The sequence below is a fragment of the Quatrionicoccus australiensis genome, from assembly GCF_020510525.1.
Taxonomy (GTDB): Bacteria; Pseudomonadota; Gammaproteobacteria; order Burkholderiales; family Rhodocyclaceae; genus Azonexus; species Azonexus australiensis_B.
Genome location: NZ_CP075188.1, coordinates 1,845,511 through 1,863,571 on the forward strand (window position 1 = coordinate 1,845,511; position 18,061 = coordinate 1,863,571).

At 62.1% G+C, this 18,061-nt stretch carries 21 protein-coding genes; 11 read left to right on the top strand and 10 right to left on the bottom strand.

Annotation, left to right across the window (positions count from 1 at the left end; all coding sequences use genetic code 11):
* Nucleotides 1-8: 8 nt before the first annotated feature.
* From KI612_RS08735 to zigA, 7 genes are read right to left on the bottom strand one after another with little or no spacing between them, the layout of a single operon-like run.
* A complete protein-coding gene (locus KI612_RS08735) occupies nt 9-1,172 on the bottom strand; it encodes a DUF1624 domain-containing protein (RefSeq protein WP_226443522.1) in 1,164 nt (387 codons plus the stop codon).
* Entirely contained in the window at nt 1,172-3,289 is a 2,118-nt protein-coding gene (locus KI612_RS08740; protein ID WP_226443524.1) for a TonB-dependent siderophore receptor, read from the bottom strand. The genes KI612_RS08735 and KI612_RS08740 overlap by 1 nt, the downstream gene beginning before the upstream one ends.
* 43 nt (nt 3,290-3,332) lie before the next feature.
* Nucleotides 3,333-3,893 (bottom strand): gamma carbonic anhydrase family protein, encoded by a 561-nt coding sequence (locus KI612_RS08745; protein WP_226443526.1) that lies wholly within the window; start codon nt 3,891-3,893, stop codon nt 3,333-3,335.
* 3 nt (nt 3,894-3,896) lie between these two features.
* Complete coding sequence (locus KI612_RS08750) at nt 3,897-4,478, bottom strand: 6-pyruvoyl trahydropterin synthase family protein (protein WP_226443528.1); 582 nt, start codon at nt 4,476-4,478, stop codon at nt 3,897-3,899.
* Nucleotides 4,472-5,557 carry a CobW family GTP-binding protein gene (locus KI612_RS08755; protein WP_226443530.1) on the bottom strand — a complete coding sequence of 362 codons (1,086 nt, stop codon included), beginning with the start codon at nt 5,555-5,557 and terminating at the stop codon, nt 4,472-4,474. Before KI612_RS08755 ends, KI612_RS08750 begins: the two co-directional genes overlap by 7 nt.
* 8 nt (nt 5,558-5,565) lie before the next feature.
* Nucleotides 5,566-5,988, bottom strand: a complete 423-nt coding sequence (dksA, locus tag KI612_RS08760; protein WP_226443532.1) for an RNA polymerase-binding protein DksA — start codon at nt 5,986-5,988, stop codon at nt 5,566-5,568.
* Entirely contained in the window at nt 5,985-7,223 is a 1,239-nt protein-coding gene (gene zigA, locus KI612_RS08765) for a zinc metallochaperone GTPase ZigA (RefSeq protein ID WP_226443534.1), read from the bottom strand. The genes dksA and zigA overlap by 4 nt, the downstream gene beginning before the upstream one ends.
* A 123-nt stretch (nt 7,224-7,346) precedes the next feature.
* Here zigA and KI612_RS08770 point away from each other — a divergent pair, with 123 nt between their 5' ends.
* Entirely contained in the window at nt 7,347-7,844 is a 498-nt protein-coding gene (locus tag KI612_RS08770) for a Fur family transcriptional regulator (RefSeq protein WP_226443536.1), read from the top strand.
* A 28-nt stretch (nt 7,845-7,872) separates the two neighbouring features.
* On the opposite strand, the gene KI612_RS08775 is transcribed toward KI612_RS08770, so the two are convergent.
* The 3 genes from KI612_RS08775 to KI612_RS08785 are packed head-to-tail and all read right to left on the bottom strand — an operon-like array spanning nt 7,873 to nt 10,285.
* Nucleotides 7,873-8,226, bottom strand: coding sequence for a YkgJ family cysteine cluster protein (locus KI612_RS08775; RefSeq protein WP_226443538.1), 354 nt, complete (start codon nt 8,224-8,226; stop codon nt 7,873-7,875).
* Between the two features lie 25 nt (nt 8,227-8,251).
* Nucleotides 8,252-8,515: a phosphopantetheine-binding protein gene (locus tag KI612_RS08780; protein WP_226443539.1), complete on the bottom strand. Its 264-nt coding sequence runs from the start codon at nt 8,513-8,515 to the stop codon at nt 8,252-8,254.
* A gap of 3 nt (nt 8,516-8,518) precedes the next feature.
* Entirely contained in the window at nt 8,519-10,285 is a 1,767-nt protein-coding gene (locus KI612_RS08785) for a serine hydrolase domain-containing protein (RefSeq protein ID WP_226443541.1), read from the bottom strand.
* Between the two features lie 137 nt (nt 10,286-10,422).
* On the opposite strand from KI612_RS08785, the gene cysE reads away from it, so the two are divergent.
* The 10 genes from cysE to iscX all read left to right on the top strand — a co-directional run bounded on the left by cysE (nt 10,423) and on the right by iscX (nt 18,031).
* Nucleotides 10,423-11,178, top strand: coding sequence for a serine O-acetyltransferase (gene cysE / locus KI612_RS08790; protein ID WP_226443543.1), 756 nt, complete (start codon nt 10,423-10,425; stop codon nt 11,176-11,178).
* 58 nt (nt 11,179-11,236) lie between these two features.
* The gene (gene iscR / locus KI612_RS08795; protein ID WP_226443553.1) at nt 11,237-11,731 is read left to right on the top strand and encodes a Fe-S cluster assembly transcriptional regulator IscR; all 495 of its coding nucleotides are present in this window, start codon (nt 11,237-11,239) and stop codon (nt 11,729-11,731) included.
* 7 nt (nt 11,732-11,738) lie between these two features.
* Nucleotides 11,739-12,896 carry a cysteine desulfurase family protein gene (locus KI612_RS08800; RefSeq protein ID WP_226443555.1) on the top strand — a complete coding sequence of 386 codons (1,158 nt, stop codon included), beginning with the start codon at nt 11,739-11,741 and terminating at the stop codon, nt 12,894-12,896.
* Between the two features lie 25 nt (nt 12,897-12,921).
* The gene (locus KI612_RS08805; protein ID WP_226443557.1) at nt 12,922-14,133 is read left to right on the top strand and encodes an IscS subfamily cysteine desulfurase; all 1,212 of its coding nucleotides are present in this window, start codon (nt 12,922-12,924) and stop codon (nt 14,131-14,133) included.
* A 92-nt stretch (nt 14,134-14,225) separates the two neighbouring features.
* Nucleotides 14,226-14,609 carry a Fe-S cluster assembly scaffold IscU gene (gene iscU / locus KI612_RS08810; protein WP_153149973.1) on the top strand — a complete coding sequence of 128 codons (384 nt, stop codon included), beginning with the start codon at nt 14,226-14,228 and terminating at the stop codon, nt 14,607-14,609.
* A 2-nt stretch (nt 14,610-14,611) separates the two neighbouring features.
* A complete protein-coding gene (iscA, locus tag KI612_RS08815) occupies nt 14,612-14,935 on the top strand; it encodes an iron-sulfur cluster assembly protein IscA (RefSeq protein ID WP_226443567.1) in 324 nt (107 codons plus the stop codon).
* A 146-nt stretch (nt 14,936-15,081) separates the two neighbouring features.
* Complete coding sequence (hscB, locus tag KI612_RS08820) at nt 15,082-15,606, top strand: Fe-S protein assembly co-chaperone HscB (RefSeq protein WP_226443569.1); 525 nt, start codon at nt 15,082-15,084, stop codon at nt 15,604-15,606.
* 3 nt (nt 15,607-15,609) lie between these two features.
* On the top strand, nt 15,610-17,499 hold the full coding sequence (hscA, locus tag KI612_RS08825) for a Fe-S protein assembly chaperone HscA (protein ID WP_226443571.1): 1,890 nt from the start codon (nt 15,610-15,612) through the stop codon (nt 17,497-17,499).
* Nucleotides 17,496-17,840, top strand: a complete 345-nt coding sequence (fdx, locus tag KI612_RS08830; RefSeq protein WP_226443573.1) for an ISC system 2Fe-2S type ferredoxin — start codon at nt 17,496-17,498, stop codon at nt 17,838-17,840. Before hscA ends, fdx begins: the two co-directional genes overlap by 4 nt.
* Nucleotides 17,837-18,031 (top strand): Fe-S cluster assembly protein IscX, encoded by a 195-nt coding sequence (gene iscX / locus KI612_RS08835; protein WP_226443575.1) that lies wholly within the window; start codon nt 17,837-17,839, stop codon nt 18,029-18,031. The genes fdx and iscX overlap by 4 nt, the downstream gene beginning before the upstream one ends.
* Nucleotides 18,032-18,061: the final 30 nt, after the last annotated feature.

Genomic DNA, 18,061 nt, shown 5'->3' on the forward strand with positions numbered 1-18,061 from the left:
GATTCGCTTTAAAAGTAAGAGGTCCAGCCGCCCGCCTGCTGCCGCTTGTAATTGGCAAAACGGCGGCAAAGCGGATAGAGGGCTGGAAGCAGCAGCGCGGCCATGAGCCAGATCTGCCAGACGGCATTGAAGCCAAAGCGTTCGCCCTGCGTGGCACCGAATACCGCGGTCAAGGCGAGGTAAAGCCCGCGCAGCATGTAGAGATGGAGGACGTAGAAGAACATCGGCACGCGGCCCAGTGTCTGGAAGAACGCCCAGGGACGTCCTTTCTCCAGCCAGGCGAGGAGCAACAGCGCCAGACCGAGCGTGAAGAGCACGAAGAGGAGGGAGGGCGGGTATTTGGTGACGTTCAGCCAGGCCATTGCTTCGCCAAGCAAACTTGCGGCGGGGGCGCGCGGATGATCGCCATAGACGTTGAGCCCGCGTAAGGCGACAAACAGGGCGAGCATGCCGATCCCCGCGCGCGTGAGCCAAAGCTGGCGTTCCTTCGGATCGGTGGCCCGGCTGTACAGCGGCCCGCTGGCGTAGCCGAGAAGGATGATGCCGATCCATGGCAGCAGCGGATAAGAGGTACGCGCCTTCAGGCCTTCGGCCAGCCAGTTCAGCTCGATGATCGAACGGTCATGCAGGATGGCCCAGAGCGGATACGCAGCTTGTTCCGGCGTGAAATGAATCCCGTCCAGCAGATGATGGCCGGCGACGATCGCGATTCCCAGCAGCCATTGCCCGCTGCGCGGCAGCCAGAGGAGTGCGGCCAAGGCCAGCATGGATAGACCGATTGCCCAGATGACCTGCAGATACAGCATTTTGGGCAACAGTGGAAAGGTCCACGCCAGGTTGATCAGCGTCAGCTCCAGCACAATCAGGAAAATTCCGCGTGTGGCAAGGTAACGGCTGGTCTCCCGCCGCCCATCCCGATCCTGCGTGGCCATCTTCTGACCATAGCACCAGGCACCCAAGCCGGTCAGAAAGACGAAGACCGGCGCACAGAAGTGGCTCGCCAGGCGGGTAAAAAAGAGGGCCGGCGTGGTCGTATCCAGGTTCATCGGATCGATCACCTGATGGTGCAGGTAGAAATACTCACGCACGTGGTCGAGCAGCATCAGCGCCATCACCACCCCGCGCAGGGTGTCGATGGCTGCGATGCGTTGTGTCTGGCTGGCCGTTTGCATCAGAACTTGGCTTGCATGCCCAGGGTGAAGGTGCGCGGTGCGCCCGGCGTGATCCAGTACACATCGTAGGAGCTGGCGTAGTAGGTCTTGTCGAACAGGTTGTCGATGTCCAGCGAGATGCGCAGGGTCTTGTTCGGTTTCCAGTAGGCCATCGTGCGCACCGTGGTGTAGCCCGGCAGTTCGAAACTGTCGATGCTGTTGCCGGCGCGCTTGCCGACATAGGTCGCACCGGCGCCGAAGCCGTAGCGGCCGGCGCTGAAGCCGTCCTCGTACATGGCCAGGGCGCTGCCGCTGTGCTTCGGCACGTTGATCAGGCGGGCGCCGACCAGCGCGGCGTTGCTGTCCTTGGTGATTTCGGCATCGATGAAGGCGTAGTTGGCCAGGACGCGGATCTTGTCCGTGATCTGCCCGGAGAAGTCGAACTCGACGCCGCGGCTGCGCGCTTCGCCGGCGGCGATGGAGAAGCCGGCGTTGGCCGGGTCGTTGGTCAGCACATTCTTCTTGTCGATTTCGAAAACCGATACGGTGCCGCCATAGCGCTTGTTCGGCGCCTCGTACTTGAGGCCGATTTCCTTTGACTTGCCGCGCTCGGGGTCAAACGAGCCGCCAGCGGCGTCAACGCCGTTGTTGGCGCGGAAGGATTCGCTGGCCAGTGCGTAAACCGACAGGGTCGGCGTGGCCAGCCAGGTCAGGCCGAGGCGCGGCGTCGTCACATTGTGTTCCTGCTCGCTACGCACACCGGTGCTGCGATTGTCGATTTCCTGGCGGAAGCGGTCGTGGCGCAGGCCGACGAGTAAACGCCAGTCGGTGGCGAAGGCGATCTGGTCCTGCAGGAAAAATCCCGTGTTGTTCTGGGTTTCCAGCGTATTGGTCGGTGTCGTGTTGAGCGCCAGGGGCGTCTGACCATAGACCGGGTCGTAGATGTTCAGGCCGTAGGTTGTCGTCGAACGGCCGCGCTTCATCACCTGATCGAGTTCGAAGCGATAACTGTCGATACCCGCCAGCACCTCGTGCTTCAGCCAACCGGTGGCGAACTTGCCATGTACTTCGCCCTGGAAGGCGAGGTCGTTCGAGCTGTAGTCGCGGTAACGCCGCTCGCGTTCGATCACCGGGGCGCCGGCCGTGGTCCAGCGAACGCTGCCCGCTGTGCGCGGACTGGCCTCGGTCGAATAGCCCTCCAGGCTGGTCGTCCGGTAGGCCAGGCCGGCCTTGGCCTTCCAGTCGCTGGAAAACTCGTGCTCGACGGTCAGGTTGTGGGTCTTGTTGTCGATCGTGATGTCGCCATCGTTCGGTTCGCCCAGGAAACGGTCGCGCGGGACGCTGCCGACCTGGCCGTTGATGGCGACGACGCCACGGTCCATCGGCGCTTTCTGGCGGATCGCCTCGAAGTCGTAATTGACCACGGTGCTGGGTGAGAGCAGCCAGGTGAAGGATGGAGCGATCAGGTAGCGCTGACTGTCGACATGGTCGCGGAAACTGCCCTTGTCTTCGTAAGCCATGTTCAGGCGGTAGGCCAGGGTATCGCTGATCGGGCCGGTGGAATCGATGGTTGTCCGGTAGGTGTCGTAGCTGCCGGCATAGACCTCGACGGCATGACCGGTCTTGAACTGCGGTTTCTTGGTCACGATGTTGAGGATGCCGCCCGGCTCGCTGCCACCGTAGAGCGCCGAGGCCGGCCCCTTGATCACTTCCAGGCGTTCGACGTTGGCCATGTCGCGCGGAGCGTTGTAGCCGCGATTGCCGGCAAACCCGTTGCGCAGGAAGTTGGCGCCGGTATCCGGATTGCCGGCGAAGCCGCGAATCGAGAAGTTGTCCCATAAACCGCCGAAATTGTTCTGGCGATTGACGCCGCTGACGTAATCGTAGGCTTCTTCGAGGCGCACGGCGCCGATGTCGTCGATGGCCTGGCGCGGCACCACGCGCACCGCTTGCGGCACTTCGCGCAAAGGCGTTTCGGCGCGGGCGACACCAGCCTCGTCGCTGTAATAGCTTTGGCCCTCGCTGCGGCCGACGACCTGAACTTCGCCCAGTTGCGTTTCCTGTGCCTGGGCTGGCAGAGCGAAGGCAGCGACCAGGGCGAGTCGCAGGACGGGGTATTTCAATTGGGATGTGTGCATTGCTTTCTTCATTAGATATCTATTATTTGCGAATTATAATCATTCAGAATTCATTCTGCAGGCGCTTGTAGCCCTGCACCAGCTCATGATTGGTGCGCACGACGTCCTCGGAAAACTCCGTCGCTGCAGCGCTGACACGCGGCACGGTGGCGAGGTCGGTCTTCGGGCCGATGCGCAGGGTCGAGGAGACGTAGAAGCCCGGCGGCAGGTCGGTGCCGTCGACCACGGCGTTGTGGCGGACGACGCAGCCGTCGCCGATGCGGCAGTTGAAGACGACACTGTTGAAGCCGATGAAGACGTTGTTGCCGATGATGCAGGGGCCATGCACGATGGAGCGGTGGGCGATCGAAGTGTGTTCGCCGATATCGACCAGGGCGCCGGACTTGGAATGGATGACGACGCCATCCTGGATGTTGGAGTGGGCACGGATGCGGATCGGCTCGAGTTCGCCGGCGGCATCGACTTCGTCGGCGCGGATCACGGCATAGGGGCCGACGAAGACGTTTTCCTCGATGATGACCTTGCCGCAGATGATGGCGGTCTGGTCGACATAGGCGGATTCGTGGATTTGCGGCAGGTCGCCGCGCGGGTTTTTGCGGATCATGGTTCAGACTCGGAGGGGATTGGCCGTGCGCTTGCCGCGCTTGAGCTTGTCAAACAGCTCGGGATCGGGCCAGTCCGCGCGGATGGCCGGGGAAAACTCGATGTCTTCCAGCAAAATCGGGCCCATTTTCGGGTTGACCGCATCGGCACGGAAACATTGGGCGTAACCGCTTTCGGTTTCATGGACGATGATCGAATGCAGGCTGATTTCGGCTTCGCCGTTACGCATGTCGGTCAACTCGAGCAAGCGGTCGATGAGCACGAAAAACAGCCGCGAGAACTGTTCGGCGCTGGGCGAGACGGGCAGCAACACCCAGCGCTCGGAAAAGCGCTGGCCGGCGGCGATGTAGTCGGGATCGTCGCCCGACCATAGCGCGACGGCATGGTCGAAGGCATCGATCAGCGGCCGCGCGCCGTGCTTGAGCAGGCCGAAGTCGTAGAGCATCTGGCCACGGTCGAAGGCGTGCGCTTCGAGCAGGATTTCGAGCTTGTAGGAGTGGCCGTGCAGCGAGTGCGCGCAGCGCTGCGTGCTGCAGCCGCGCACGATATGCGCGTTCTCGAACTTGAACAGCTTGCGGATCAGCATTCGGCTGTCGTCTCGCCGACGTCGCGGACACCGCAGAACATGGCGAAGGCCTGTTCTATCATCGACTGTGGCAGGTCGCGGACGATGAAGACGAGGCGACTGCGCCGGTCGTTGTAAGGCACCTCATCTGGCCAGTTCTCCAGGTAGGCGTAGGGATACATGACGTGTTGCACGCACTGCACGACACGCGGCCGGTGGTCGCCGACGACGTTGAGCAGACCCTTGATGCGCAGGATGCGGTCGCCCATGCTCTCGAGCAGCGTGGCCACGGCATCGGCAAAAAAGGCCCACTGCAGCGGCTGGTCGAAAGTCAGGGCGAAGCTGTAAACATGCGCGTCGTGGCGGTCGACGTCGTGATGATGGTGATGGCCGTGCGCCAGGCGGCGCTCCTCTCGTACCTTTTCCTCGGCCAGCCAGGCGGCGACGTCCGGCGTCTTGCGGCCGGGATCGTAGAGGCCGCAATCGGTCAGCGAAGCGACGGCGACTTCGCCGCGGCTGACGTAGATCTGCGCCGCGGAAGGATTGAGGCGACTCAGGGTGCGACTGACTTCGTGCTGTTGTTCTGGCGTGGCGAGATCGCACTTGCTGAGCAGCAGACGGTCGGCCATGGCGATCTGCTTGACCGGTTCGGCGTGTTGCGCCAGCTGTTGCAGGATGTGCGTCGTATCGACGACGGTGACGACGCCGTCGATGCGGTAGCGCTCGGAGACGAAAAAGTCTTCGAGCAGCGTGAAGATCACCGGCGCCGGATCGGCCAGGCCGGTGGTTTCGATGATGACGCGATTGATCGGCTTGATTTCGCGGCGCAGGCAGCGCATGAACAGTTCGCTCAGGCTGCGTGTCAGGTCGCCGCGTACCGTGCAGCAGATGCAGCCGGAATCGAGCAGGATCATGTCTTCGTCGATTTTGCTGACCAGGTGATGGTCGACCGCTACCGAGCCGAATTCGTTGATCAATACCGCCGCATTGGCCATTTCCGGCTGGCCGAGCAGGTGATTGAGCAGGGTTGTCTTGCCGGCGCCGAGAAAGCCGGTGAGCAGGGTGACCGGGATGCGCCGTTCGAGTTGGGTTTGTTGCATGTTGCTTCCTAACTGCCGTATTGGCGTTCGCGTTGTTCGTGGCGTTCCTGGGCTTCCAGGCAGAGATTGGCGGTCGGCCGGGCGATCAGGCGGGCGATGCCGATCGGCTCGCCCGTTTCTTCGCACCAGCCGTAGCTGCCGTCCTCGATGCGCTGCAAGGCCTTGGCGATTTTCTTGAGCAGCTTGCGCTCGCGGTCGCGCACACGCAGCTCCAGCGTGTGTTCTTCCTCGGTGCTGGCGCGGTCGGTCGGATCCGGCGCCGCTGTCGTCTCCTGCAGGTGCTGCGTGGTTTCATTGGCAGTGGCGCGCAGGGCGCGCTCTTCGGCGAGCAGGCGCTGGCGGAAGGTGGCGAGCTGGGCGGCCGACATGTAGTCCGCGGCCGGGGCGGCGAGCAGTTCGGCATCGCTGAGCAATTTTTCAGTCGGATTCATGCGGCAGGTTCTTCCTCTTCATCGATCGTCCACTGCGGGAACGGGTCCGGGTAGCCAACCCAGACGGCCGGGCCGGCAGCCAGTTCGTCGGCGTCGAGCAGGCAGGCGTCGAAGGCCTGGCGCAGCGCGGCTTCGTCCATGTCGATGCCGATCAGCACCAGTTCCTGCTGCGCATCGCCGTAGGGTTCGACCCAGCGTTCCCGGATGATCTGACGGTTTTCCTCGTCCTGCGGCCATTCCGCTTCCGGCACGGCAACCCACCACAGGCCGCCCAGTTCGTGCCGGGTGACCGGGCCGGCCTGCGACCAGCTACCCACCAGGCCGGGGCGCGAGGCCAGCCAGAAATAGCCTTTCGAGCGGATGACGCCCGGCCACTCCTGGTTGATCCAGGCGTGGAAACGCTGTGGATGGAAGGGCCGGCGCGCCTGGTAGACAAAGCTGGAAATGCCGTATTCCTCGGTCTCCGGGATGTGTTCGCCGCGCAGTTCCTGCAGCCAGCCGGGCGCTTGTTCTGCCTGTTCGAAGTCGAAGCGGCCGGTATTCAGGATGCGTTCGAGCGGCACTTCGCCGAAACGGGCATGGACGATGTCGGCGCGCGGATTCAGCGTGTGCAGGATGGCTTCGAGGCGGGCGATCTCGTCCGCCGTCAGCAGGTCGGTCTTGTTGAGAACGATGACGTCGCAGAACTCGACCTGCTCGACGAGCCGGCCGACGACCGGGCGCTGGTCGTCTTCGCCCAGGCTTTCGCCGCGATCGGCGATGTAGTCCTGCGAGCTGTAATCGCGCAGGAAGTTGTAGCCATCGACGACGGTGACCATGGTGTCGAGGCGGGCGATGTCGGACAGGCTGGTGTCGTCTTCGGCGCGGAAGGTGAAGGTCTCGGCGACCGGCAGTGGCTCGGCGATGCCGGTCGATTCGATGAGCAGGTAATCGAAGCGGCCTTCCCTGGCCAGGCGGGTGATTTCGATCAGCAGGTCTTCGCGCAGCGTGCAGCAGATGCAGCCGTTGCTCATTGCGACCATTTTTTCCTCGCCGCGCAACAGCTCGGCGCCGCCTTCGGCGACCAGCCGGACATCGATATTGACCTCGGACATGTCATTGACGATGACCGCGACGCGCAGGCCCTGACGGTTGTTCAGGACATGGTTGAGCAGGGTCGTCTTGCCGGCGCCGAGGAAGCCGGACAGGACGGTGACCGGCAGGCGGTCCCGGGAGGAGGGGAGGGGAGCGTTCATCTGGCTTCTTCGTAGTAGGGGCGGCCCATTGGCTGACATACCGACGGGGGCGGTTGAGAATAAAATGATATGTTATAACATTGCATTTGTGCAATACGGGCTCATCGCCCTAAAATCGCGACCATGACGACCGTAATTTCCGATCCGGCTGATTCTTGTGAGCACTTTCTCGACGGCGTAGCCGCCCGTTGCAAGGAGCGCGGTGTATCGCTAACCGCGATTCGGCGCGATGTACTCGGCCTGCTTTTCCGCAGTCCGAATGGGCTCAAAGCCTATGATTTGCTGGCCAGAGTCAAGGAAGCGCGCAGTAATGCGACGCCGCCCACCGTTTATCGGGCGCTCGATTTCCTGATCGAGCAGGGGCTGGTGCACAAGATCGGACGCATCAACCAGTTCGTCGCCTGCCGCCACGATTCGCACTGCCTGCCCAGTCTCTTTCTTGTTTGTCCGCGTTGCGGCAAGGTCAGCGAGTTGCACGACCATGCCCTGACCCAGTTGCTGATGCTCAGCCTGAGTAATGCCGGACATGGTCTGGAAAATCCCGAAGTTGAAATCGGTGCCGTGTGCCCGGAGTGTTCCGGCCGGCAAAGAGAGTCGGAGAGTCGCGGCGCGCTCGCCTGAGCGGATGTTGCCGCTGTCCGGCTTCGTCTCAGATGAGGCGATGCGGTGTGGCGTCAAACCAGGCTTCGATCTGGCGCTCGATGTCCGCTTCGATCATGTTTTCCGGACGGCGGCCGTGCGGGCAGGGAAGTCTGGCCGTCGTGCCGAACAGGCGGCAGATCAGCGGGCGTTCGCTGTAGGCCTGGCAGCCCTGCTCACCCAGTTGCGGGCAATTCCAGGCGGCCAGGGCGGTCGACCGGTGTTTTTCGTCGATTTCCGGCAGGCGCGCCATTTCCTCGCTGGATGCGGTGATCGGGCCGCAGCAGTCGTGGCAGCCGGGAATGCAGGCGAATTCTGGGATGTGCCGGCGCAGGAAGCGGATTTTCCGGCTGTTCGGGGTCATCGACGCTGTCCCCGCGGTGTGCCGCTCACGCCGACCGGCTGCTTTCGACCAGTGTCGCCAGCGTAGCGACCGAGCGCAGGTGTTCGCGACTTTTTTCATCGTTGGCTTCAAGCACGATGCCGTATTTTTTCTTCAGTGCCAGCACCAGTTCCAGGGCGTCGATCGAGTCGAGGCCAAGGCCGTCATCGGCAAACAGCGGGGTGTCGTCGCCGATTTCATCGGGCGTGATGTCTTCGAGATTCATCGTCTCGATGATGAATTCCTTGAGTTCTCTGTGCAGGTTTTGCATGGTTCAGTTCAGTTTCTTGCGGAGCTGGTAGCCGGAAAAGCCCAGCCGTTGTTCGTTGTCTTCTTCAAGCAGGCGCAGCGTGTCGCCGCGACCGCTGCCCAGGCCGGCGGTCACGGCTTCGTTGTCGGATACCGCCTGGAAGCCGATGCGCAGGAGCAGCTCAGGCTTCTCGGCGAAGCGTACTTCGCCGACCAGGATGCCGTTGTCTTCGCTGAGGGCGATGTGCTCGGGCGAAGGGCCGTCGATCTTGCCGATGATTTCGTATTGCCCGATCCGTTCGAGGAATTTCTCCGGAATGCTCGACGGTTTGAGTTTTTCGCCGAATATCAGCGATTCGCCGCCGATCCGGCCGACGATGATCTGGCGTCCGTCAACGCTGACGATGGAGAGACGGATGTCGTCGAAGGCGCCGACATGCACCGGTACCAGGCCGAGCACTTTGTACTTGACGCTGAGCAGGCCGTCTTCGTGCGGCACCAGACGGAAGCTCTGGCCGACCGCCTCGACGTCGATTTTGCCCGACTTGGTGGAGATCTTGGCCAGCCCGACCAGGGTGTCGAAATTGCCGTCGAACTGCTGCAGTTCGGCACGGGTCGGTTCGCGCTCCTTGGCGCGTACCACCGGCTGCGCCGCCTGGCGGATGCCGGTCTTGGCTTCCAGCATCAGGCGCAGGGCTTCGCTGGCGATTCTGGTCACGGCGGTGTGCGCGGTGGCGGAGTTGGAGAGGACGACGACGCCCAGTTTGTGCTCGGGCAGAATGGCCATCATGCTGTGCGAGTCGGGCAGCGAACCACCATGACTGGCTACCTGGCCGCCGCCGGGGATCTCGATGCCGTGCATCATCCAGCCCAGTCCGACATAGGCGTTGAAAGTGAGCGGGAAGTCGGCATTCTGCACCCGCACCATTTCACGCGCCGTGGCGGCGGAGAGAATCCGGTTCTGGCCCGATCTGCCGTCGGCAAACTGCATTTTCATGAACTGGCCGAGGTCGACCACGTTGCTGAGCAGATTGGCCGCCGGCATGTCGCGCAGCGAAAAAACCTCGATTTCCTTGTTCTTGTCATAAGCCTTGGTCACGGCGCGCGAGGCGAAGCTGCTCTGCGTCATGCCCATGGGCTGGAAGAAGTGGCGCTCCATGTAGTCGTTGAACGGCTCGCCGCTGACTTTTTGCACGGTGGCGCCGAGCAGCGCCATGCCGACATTGGAATAGGAAAAAACGTAATTGGGCGGGAAGGTCAGGTATTCGTCGTGCAGGCCGTCGACGACGCTTTCGAAACGCCCCGGATCGCGCACATACATGCCGCGAAGGAAATTCGACGGCAGGCCGGAATGGTGTGTCATGACATTGCGCGGCGTCACCGGCCCGGCTTTCGGGAAGCGCGTCTTGATCGCGAACTCCGGCAGGGCGGCGGTCAGCGGCTGATCGATGTCGAGCTTGCCCTGTTCGGCGAGCTGCATGGTGGCAGCAGCGGTGAACACCTTGGCGATCGAGCCGGCACGGTAAATGGTTTCCGGAGTGGCCGGAATACCCTTTTCCAGATCGGCGTGACCGAAGCCCTTTTGCCAGATCACCTGCTGGTCGTCGATCAGCGCAATGCTCAGGCCGGTAATGTCGTTGTCCGACATTTCACGGTCGACCAGCCAGGAAAGGTATTTTTCCGTAAAACGGTAATCGCCGCGGATCTGCTGTTCGGCCACCGGTGCCGGCGTGGCACAGGCGCCAAGCAGGAGCGTGAAACCGAGGGCCAGGGGGAGCAGAGGGCTGCGCATGAGGGAATTTGTAGTGATATGTAAAAACAGCGCGGGATTATAAATCAGATACCTACGGCATCCCCGGGTAAAATAGCTGACAAATTCAGTCGAGTATTTTAAAATTCTCCCTTGTCTGAAAAGGGAGATCTGGCTTCATGTTTCGCCATTTGCGTGAGGATATCCGTGCGGTTTTTGACCGCGATCCGGCAGCCCGCTCGTTCTGGGAGGTGCTGACCTGTTATCCCGGCATCCACGCACTGTTCCTGCATCGTCTTGCGCACTGGTTGTGGGGTCACCGTTTGCGCTGGCTCGCCCGGTTTACCGCGCACATTTCACGTTTTCTGACCGGCATCGAAATTCATCCCGGCGCCACCATTGGCCGCCGCTTTTTCATTGACCACGGCATGGGTGTCGTGATCGGTGAAACCGCGCTGATCGGCAACGACGTCACGCTCTACCACGGCGTTACCCTGGGCGGCACCTCATGGAACAAGGGCAAGCGCCATCCGACGTTGGAGGACGGCGTGGTCATTGGTGCCGGTGCCAAGGTGCTTGGGCCGATCACCATTTCAGCCGGGGCGCGGGTGGGTTCGAATGCCGTCGTCACCAAGGAAGTGCCGGCCGGTGCCACGGCAGTCGGCAATCCGGCGCGCATTCTCGATCGTTCCGAACAGAGCAAGCAGCGCGAGGCGCAGGCCGAGAAGATGGGTTTCTCCGCTTACGCGGTCGGACGCGATCAGGATGATCCGCTGGCCAAGGCCATTCACGGTTTGCTCGACCACGCTGCCGAGACCGACCGTCGCTTTGCCTCCCTGATCAAGGAGCTTGATGCCCAGGGTGTCAAGTGCGATGCGGAAGTGCAGGCAGCCGATGCTTTCGATCCCAAATACCTGGGCAAAATAGTTGACTGATTTTGTCTGGTTTAGGTATAGTTGACCGCAACACTAGGTTATTAACGGGAGACCGGAAATGCGTTTGACCACCAAAGGACGTTTTGCCGTCACGGCCATGATCGATCTTGCCCTGCGCGGCGAGGACGGTCCTGTCGCGCTGGCCAGCGTCAGCGAGCGCCAGAAGATTTCCCTGTCTTATCTCGAGCAATTGTTCGGCAAGCTGCGTCGCCACAAGCTGGTGGATAGCGTGCGCGGTCCTGGCGGCGGTTACTGCATTGCGCGGCCGCTCGACCAGGTTGCGGTCGCCGACATCATCCGTGCCGTCGATGAGCAGCTTGATGCGACGCAGTGCGGCGGTCACGAAAATTGCCACGACGAGCATCGCTGCATGACGCACGACCTGTGGTCCACGCTCAACAGCAAGATGTACGAATACCTGGCTTCGGTGTCGCTCGCCGATCTGGTTGAGCGCCAGCGCCAGAAGCTGGCCGGCAAGCCGGTCGTGCTGACCGACAAGCGCCCGGCGCCGCGTGTGCGCGCCAGTCGCGACAAGGCAGCCGTAGCGGCCTGAGCGTTCCATGTTTCAACCGCGCTACCTTGATCACAACGCCACGACGCCGCTCGCTCCGGCCGTGCTGGCGGGCATGCTGCCCTGGCTGGAAAGCCTGTGCGGCAATGCCTCGAGCCGGCATGAGTATGGACGGCGGGCGCGCCAGGCGATCGACGAGGCGCGCCAGCGCGTCGCGGCGGCGGTCAATGCGCACCCGACCGAGGTTGTGTTCACCAGCGGTGGCAGCGAGAGCAACAACCTGTTCCTGAAAGGCGCCGCTGCTTCCCTGAAGCCGGGTCTGCTCGCGGTCAGTGCCGTTGAACACCCCTGTGTGCTCAAGCCGGCCGCCCAGTTGGTGCGGCAGGGCTGGGAATTGCGGCAGATAGCGGTCGACGCCGCCGGACGGGTCGATTTGACGGATTACGCCGATGTTTTGGCGGGCAAGCCGAAACTGATTTCGGTGATGGGCGCCAATAACGAAACCGGCGTCCTGCAGGATGTTGCAGCGCTGGCAACGGCAGCCCGCGCCAGCGGCGCCTGGTTCCACAGCGATGCGGTGCAGGTGCTGGGCAAGCTGCCGCTCGATTTCCGGGCGCTCAATGCGGCCGGCGTGCATGCGCTGACTTTGTCGGCGCACAAGGCGAACGGCCCGAAGGGTGCGGCGGCGCTGGTGCTCGACAAGCGCGTCGAGTTGCAGCCTCTGATCGCCGGCGGCGGCCACGAGCGCGGTCTGCGTTCGGGCACCGAAAACGTGCCGGCCATCGTCGGATTTGGCATTGCGGCGGAACTTGCGGCGCAACGCGTTGCCGAACTACCGATGCGTTTGAAAATGTTGCAGGGCAGGCTGGAAAAAGGATTGCAGGCGCTTGGCGCCACGGTTTTTGCGGTCGACGCGCCCAGATTGCCCAATACCAGTTACTTCGCCTTCGCCGATATCGATGGCGAAACCCTGGTCGGCAAGCTGGATCGCGAAGGTTTCGCGGTGGCCAGTGGTGCCGCTTGTTCCAGCGCCAATCCGGAACCCTCGCATGTGCTGCGGGCGATGGGCGTGGCGCCGGAAATCGCCCGCGGTGCGGTCCGGGTCAGCCTGGGTGCAGACAATACAGAGGTCGATATCGACCAGTTGATCAACGCCTTGCAGGTCACAGTCGGACGCCTGCAGGGACTGACGGCACTTGCCGTTTGAACAATCCGACATAGCGAGAATGACGATGAAACTTCCGATCTACCTGGATTACTCGGCCACCACGCCGGTCGACCCGCGCGTCGCGGAAAAAATGATTCCCTACCTGTGCGAGCACTTCGGCAATCCGGCTTCGCGTTCGCACAGCTTCGGCTGGGTCGCCGACGCCGCCGTCGAGGAAGCGCGCGAGCAGGTTGCCGCCCTGGTCGGCGCCGATCCCAAGGAAATCGTCTGGACCTCCGGTGCCACCGAATCCAACAATCTCGCCATCAAGGGCGCCGCGAATTTCTACGCCGGTACCAAGGGCAAGCACATCATCACCGTCAAGACCGAGCACAAGGCCGTGCTCGACACCGTGCGCGAACTGGAACGCCAGGGCTTCGAAGCCACGTACCTTGATGTCAAGGAAGACGGCCTGCTCGATCTGGAAGTCTTCAAGGCCGCCATCCGTCCGGACACCGTGCTGGCCTCGGTGATGTTCGTGAACAACGAAGTCGGCGTCATCCAGCCGATCGCCGAACTCGGTGAAATCTGTCGTGAGAAGGGCGTCATTTTTCACGTTGATGCGGCACAGGCGACCGGCAAGGTCGAGATTGACCTGAGCAAGCTCAAGGTCGATCTGATGAGCTTCTGTGCTCACAAGACCTACGGCCCGAAGGGCATCGGCGCCCTCTACGTGCGCCGCAAGCCGCGCATCCGCCTGGAAGCGCAGATGCACGGCGGCGGTCACGAGCGCGGTTTCCGCTCCGGCACGCTGGCGACGCACCAGATCGTCGGCATGGGCGAGTGTTTCCGTCTGGCCAGGGAAGAAATGGCTGAAGAAAACCTGCGCGTCGGCAAGCTGCGCGACAAGCTGTTGAAGGGCCTGCAGGATATCGAGGCGACCTTCGTCAATGGCGACCTGACGCAGCGCGTGGCGCACAACCTGAACATCAGCTTTGCCTACGTCGAAGGCGAGTCGATGATCATGGCGATCAAGGATCTGGCGGTTTCGTCCGGTTCGGCCTGCACCTCGGCCAGCCTGGAACCGTCCTACGTGCTGCGCGCGCTGGGTCGCGACGACGAACTGGCACACAGCTCGATCCGCTTCTCGATCGGTCGCTTCACGACCGAAGAAGAAATCGACTACGCCATCCAGTTGCTGCACGCCAAGGTCGGCAAGCTGCGCGATCTGTCGCCGCTGTGGGATATGTACAAGGAAGGCATCGATCTGAGCACCGTTCAGTGGGCCGCACACTAATTAGTTGTTAGTTATTAGGATCCAGGATCGAGCCGGTTTTCCTAGGCAACTCGATCCTAACAGCTAGCAGCGCGACTATAAGGAGCAAGAACATGAGCTATAGCGTCAAAGTCATCGATCACTACGAAAATCCCCGCAACGTCGGTTCCTTCGGCAAGGAAGACGACGGCGTCGGCACCGGCATGGTCGGCGCGCCGGCCTGCGGCGACGTCATGAAGCTGCAGATCAAGGTCAACAAGTCTGGCGTCATCGAAGATGCCAAGTTCAAGACCTACGGCTGCGGCTCCGCCATCGCCTCGTCTTCGCTGGTGACCGAATGGGTCAAGGGCAAGACGGTCGACCAGGCCCTGGCCATCAAAAACACCGAAATTGCTGAAGAACTGGCCCTGCCGCCGGTTAAAATTCATTGTTCGATCCTGGCCGAGGATGCCATCAAGGCAGCCGTGGCGGATTACAAGAAAAAGCACGGAGAATAAGCATGGCTGTGACCTTGACCGACAAGGCGGCAAAACATGTCGCCAATTACCTGACCAAACGGGGCAAGGGCGTCGGCCTGCGCCTCGGCGTGCGGACCAGCGGCTGTTCCGGCATGGCCTACAAGCTGGAATTTGTCGACGAGGTTGATCCCGAGGATATGGTTTTTGAAAGCAATGGCGTCAAGGTGTTTGTCGACGCCAAGAGCATGCCGTATCTCGAAGGGATGGAGCTGGATTTCGCGCGCGAAGGCCTGAACGAAGGGTTCAAGTTCAATAACCCCAATGTCAAAGATCAGTGCGGCTGCGGCGAATCCTTCAACGTGTAATCGTTGGCGCGGGCTCGGCGCTACGTCGTTGCCGCCCGCTTGCCGTACTGTTAGTACTGTCAGCGCGGGCGGCGCCTAGTCCCGCCTTCGCTTTAACGTTGGCCACATCTTGAACGGCCGATAAAACCGCTATTGCGAGGTTTGTGGTGGATCTGACCGCCGATTTCTTTTCCCTGTTCGAACTGCCTAAAAGCTTCCGGATCAGCCTGTCCGAGCTGGATTCGCGTTATCGCGACATCCAGGCACAGGTGCATCCGGATCGTTTCGTCAGTGCCGGCGATGCCGAGCGGCGGCTGTCCATGCAGTGGGCGACGCATGCCAACGAGGCTTACCAGACGCTGAAGAAGCCGCTTGAGCGCGCCAAGTACCTGCTGCACCAGGCTGGGCACGACATCCAGGCGGAAAACAATACCGCAATGCCGGTCGACTTCCTGATGGAACAGATGGAATGGCGCGAGGCGGTGATGGATGCGCGCAGCGGTGGCGATCATCACGAGCTGGAACACCTGCACAACCGCCTGCGCGGCGATATCAACGCGCGCTATGACGAGCTTGCCGACCTGTTCGATCAGGACGATCACAGCGCCGCCACCGAGCTGGTGCGGCGTCTGATGTTCCTGGAAAAACTCCTTTACGAAATCGACGACGCGCTGGCGTCGCTGGAAGAATAATCTATGGCCCTGTTTCAAATCGCCGAGCCCGGTGAGTCGGCTGCCCCGCACGAGCACAAGCTCGCCATCGGCATCGACCTCGGTACCACCAATTCGCTGGTCGCCACGGTCAGGAGCGGCATCGCCGTCTGCCTCAACGACGAGCAGGGCCGCCCCTTGCTGCCTTCGGTCGTGCGCTATCACGCCGACCACAGCACGGAAGTCGGTTACGACGCGCAGACCCGCCAGGCGGTCGACCCGAGAAATACCATCGTTTCCGTCAAGCGCTTCATGGGGCGCGGCCTCAAGGACATCGCGCATGTCGAATCCATGCCCTACGACTTCATCGAGGCGCCGGGCATGGTCAAGGTCCGGACCATCGCCGGCATCAAGAGCCCGGTCGAGGTTTCGGCCGAAATCCTGAAAAGCTTGAAGGAACGCGCCGAAAGCGCGCTGGCCGGGGAACTGGTCGGTGCCGTGATCACCGTGCCGGCCTATTTCGACGACGCGCAACGCCAGGCGACCAAGGATGCCGCCAAGCTGGCCGGTCTCAATGTCCTGCGCCTGTTGAACGAGCCGACCGCCGCCGCCATCGCCTACGGGCTGGATAACGCGGCGGAAGGCGTCTACGCGGTCTACGACCTGGGCGGCGGCACTTTCGACATCTCCATCCTGAAACTGACCAAGGGCGTTTTCGAAGTGATGTCCACCGGCGGCGATTCGGCGCTCGGCGGCGACGATTTCGACCACCGCATCTTCTGCTGGGTCATCGAGCAGGCCAAGCTGCAGCCGCTGTCACCGGAAGACGGGCGCCTGCTGATGATGCGCTGCCGCGAGGCCAAGGAATACCTGACCAACCACCCGGAAGCCCAGATCACCGTGCGCCTGAGTTCAGGCGATGTGGTCGACATCAAGCTTGATGTCGCGACCTTCGCTGAAATTGCCCAGACGCTGATTTCGAAGACCATGCAGCCGGTCAAGAAGGCGCTGCGCGATGCCGGCCTGCGTGCCGAAGACGTCAAGGGTGTGGTCATGGTCGGCGGCTCGACGCGCATGCCGCAGGTGCAGAAGGCGGTCGGCGACTTTTTCCGCCAGGAACCGCTGACCAATCTCGATCCGGACAAGGTCGTCGCGCTCGGCGCCGCGACCCAGGCCAACCTGCTGGTCGGCAACAAGACCGGCACCGATGACTGGCTGCTGCTCGACGTCACGCCGCTGTCGCTCGGCCTGGAAACCATGGGCGGCCTGACCGAGAAGGTCATCCCGCGCAATTCCACGATTCCGACGGCACGTGCCCAGGAATTCACCACCTTCAAGGACGGCCAGACGGCAATGGCGATTCACGTCGTCCAGGGCGAACGCGAGCTGGTTGCCGACTGCCGTTCGCTGGCCCGTTTCGAGCTGCGCGGCATACCGCCGATGGTGGCCGGCGCGGCGCGCATCCGCGTCACCTTCCAGGTCGACGCCGATGGTTTGCTGTCGGTTGCGGCGCGCGAACAGACGACCGGCGTCGAAGCCAGCGTCACCGTCAAGCCGTCCTACGGCCTGTCCGACGACGAAATTGCCGGCATGCTCAAGGATTCGATGGAGCACGCCAAGGACGACGCGATGAGCCGCGCCCTCAAGGAAGCCCAGGTCGAAGCGCAGCGCATGATCGAGGCGACCGAGGCGGCGATGAAGGAAGATCCGCACCTGCTCAACGCGGCCGAAACCGCGAAAATCGTTGCGACGATCGCCAAGTTGCGCGACACCGTGGCCGGCGAGAACCGCCGCCTGATCAACATCGCCATGGACGATCTCGGTTTCGAGACGCAGGAATTTGCGCATCGCCGCATGGATCAAAGCATCAAGAAAGTGCTCTCCGGTCGCAATGTTGACGACATCAAGGTGGGCAACGAAGGAGAAACGGCATGACCCAGATCATCGTTCTGCCGCACGTCGAGAATTGTCCGGAAGGCGCCGTCATCGAGGCGGAAGAGGGCAAGTCGATCTGCGAAACCCTGCTCGAAAACGGCGTCGAACTCGACCACGCCTGCGAAATGTCCTGCGCCTGCACGACCTGCCACGTCATTGTGCGTGAAGGCTTCAACTCGCTGACCCCGGCCGAGGAAGAAGAGGAAGACCTGCTCGACAAGGCCTGGGGCCTTGAGCCGAATTCCCGCCTGGGCTGCCAGGCGATTGTCGGCAAGACGCCGCTGGTTGTCGAGATTCCGAAATACAGCCTGAACATGGCCAAGGAAGGACACCGCAAATGAAATGGACCGACATCAACGACATCGCCATTGAACTGAGCGATGCCCATCCCGCCATCGATCCGCTGAAAATCAACTTTGTGGACCTGCGCAACTGGGTCATGGCCCTGCCGGACTTCAACGACGATCCCAACCGCTGCGGCGAAAAGATCCTCGAAGCCATCCAGCAGGCCTGGATCGACGAAGTCGCCTGAGCCGCCGGTGAAAACCCGCGATTTCCCCTG

Excerpts from the sequence above, each read along its gene's own strand:
- KI612_RS08735 (WP_226443522.1), bottom strand. The coding sequence starts at position 1,172 with ATGCAAACGGCCAGCCAGACACAACGCATCGCAGCCATCGACACCCTG.
- KI612_RS08740 (WP_226443524.1), bottom strand. The coding sequence starts at position 3,289 with ATGCACACATCCCAATTGAAATACCCCGTCCTGCGACTCGCCCTGGTC.
- KI612_RS08745 (WP_226443526.1), bottom strand. The coding sequence starts at position 3,893 with ATGATCCGCAAAAACCCGCGCGGCGACCTGCCGCAAATCCACGAATCC.
- KI612_RS08750 (WP_226443528.1), bottom strand. The coding sequence starts at position 4,478 with ATGCTGATCCGCAAGCTGTTCAAGTTCGAGAACGCGCATATCGTGCGC.
- KI612_RS08755 (WP_226443530.1), bottom strand. The coding sequence starts at position 5,557 with ATGCAACAAACCCAACTCGAACGGCGCATCCCGGTCACCCTGCTCACC.
- dksA (WP_226443532.1), bottom strand. The coding sequence starts at position 5,988 with ATGAATCCGACTGAAAAATTGCTCAGCGATGCCGAACTGCTCGCCGCC.
- zigA (WP_226443534.1), bottom strand. The coding sequence starts at position 7,223 with ATGAACGCTCCCCTCCCCTCCTCCCGGGACCGCCTGCCGGTCACCGTC.
- KI612_RS08770 (WP_226443536.1), top strand. The coding sequence starts at position 7,347 with ATGACGACCGTAATTTCCGATCCGGCTGATTCTTGTGAGCACTTTCTC.
- KI612_RS08775 (WP_226443538.1), bottom strand. The coding sequence starts at position 8,226 with ATGACCCCGAACAGCCGGAAAATCCGCTTCCTGCGCCGGCACATCCCA.
- KI612_RS08780 (WP_226443539.1), bottom strand. The coding sequence starts at position 8,515 with ATGCAAAACCTGCACAGAGAACTCAAGGAATTCATCATCGAGACGATG.
- KI612_RS08785 (WP_226443541.1), bottom strand. The coding sequence starts at position 10,285 with ATGCGCAGCCCTCTGCTCCCCCTGGCCCTCGGTTTCACGCTCCTGCTT.
- cysE (WP_226443543.1), top strand. The coding sequence starts at position 10,423 with ATGTTTCGCCATTTGCGTGAGGATATCCGTGCGGTTTTTGACCGCGAT.
- iscR (WP_226443553.1), top strand. The coding sequence starts at position 11,237 with ATGCGTTTGACCACCAAAGGACGTTTTGCCGTCACGGCCATGATCGAT.
- KI612_RS08800 (WP_226443555.1), top strand. The coding sequence starts at position 11,739 with ATGTTTCAACCGCGCTACCTTGATCACAACGCCACGACGCCGCTCGCT.
- KI612_RS08805 (WP_226443557.1), top strand. The coding sequence starts at position 12,922 with ATGAAACTTCCGATCTACCTGGATTACTCGGCCACCACGCCGGTCGAC.
- iscU (WP_153149973.1), top strand. The coding sequence starts at position 14,226 with ATGAGCTATAGCGTCAAAGTCATCGATCACTACGAAAATCCCCGCAAC.
- iscA (WP_226443567.1), top strand. The coding sequence starts at position 14,612 with ATGGCTGTGACCTTGACCGACAAGGCGGCAAAACATGTCGCCAATTAC.
- hscA (WP_226443571.1), top strand. The coding sequence starts at position 15,610 with ATGGCCCTGTTTCAAATCGCCGAGCCCGGTGAGTCGGCTGCCCCGCAC.
- fdx (WP_226443573.1), top strand. The coding sequence starts at position 17,496 with ATGACCCAGATCATCGTTCTGCCGCACGTCGAGAATTGTCCGGAAGGC.
- iscX (WP_226443575.1), top strand. The coding sequence starts at position 17,837 with ATGAAATGGACCGACATCAACGACATCGCCATTGAACTGAGCGATGCC.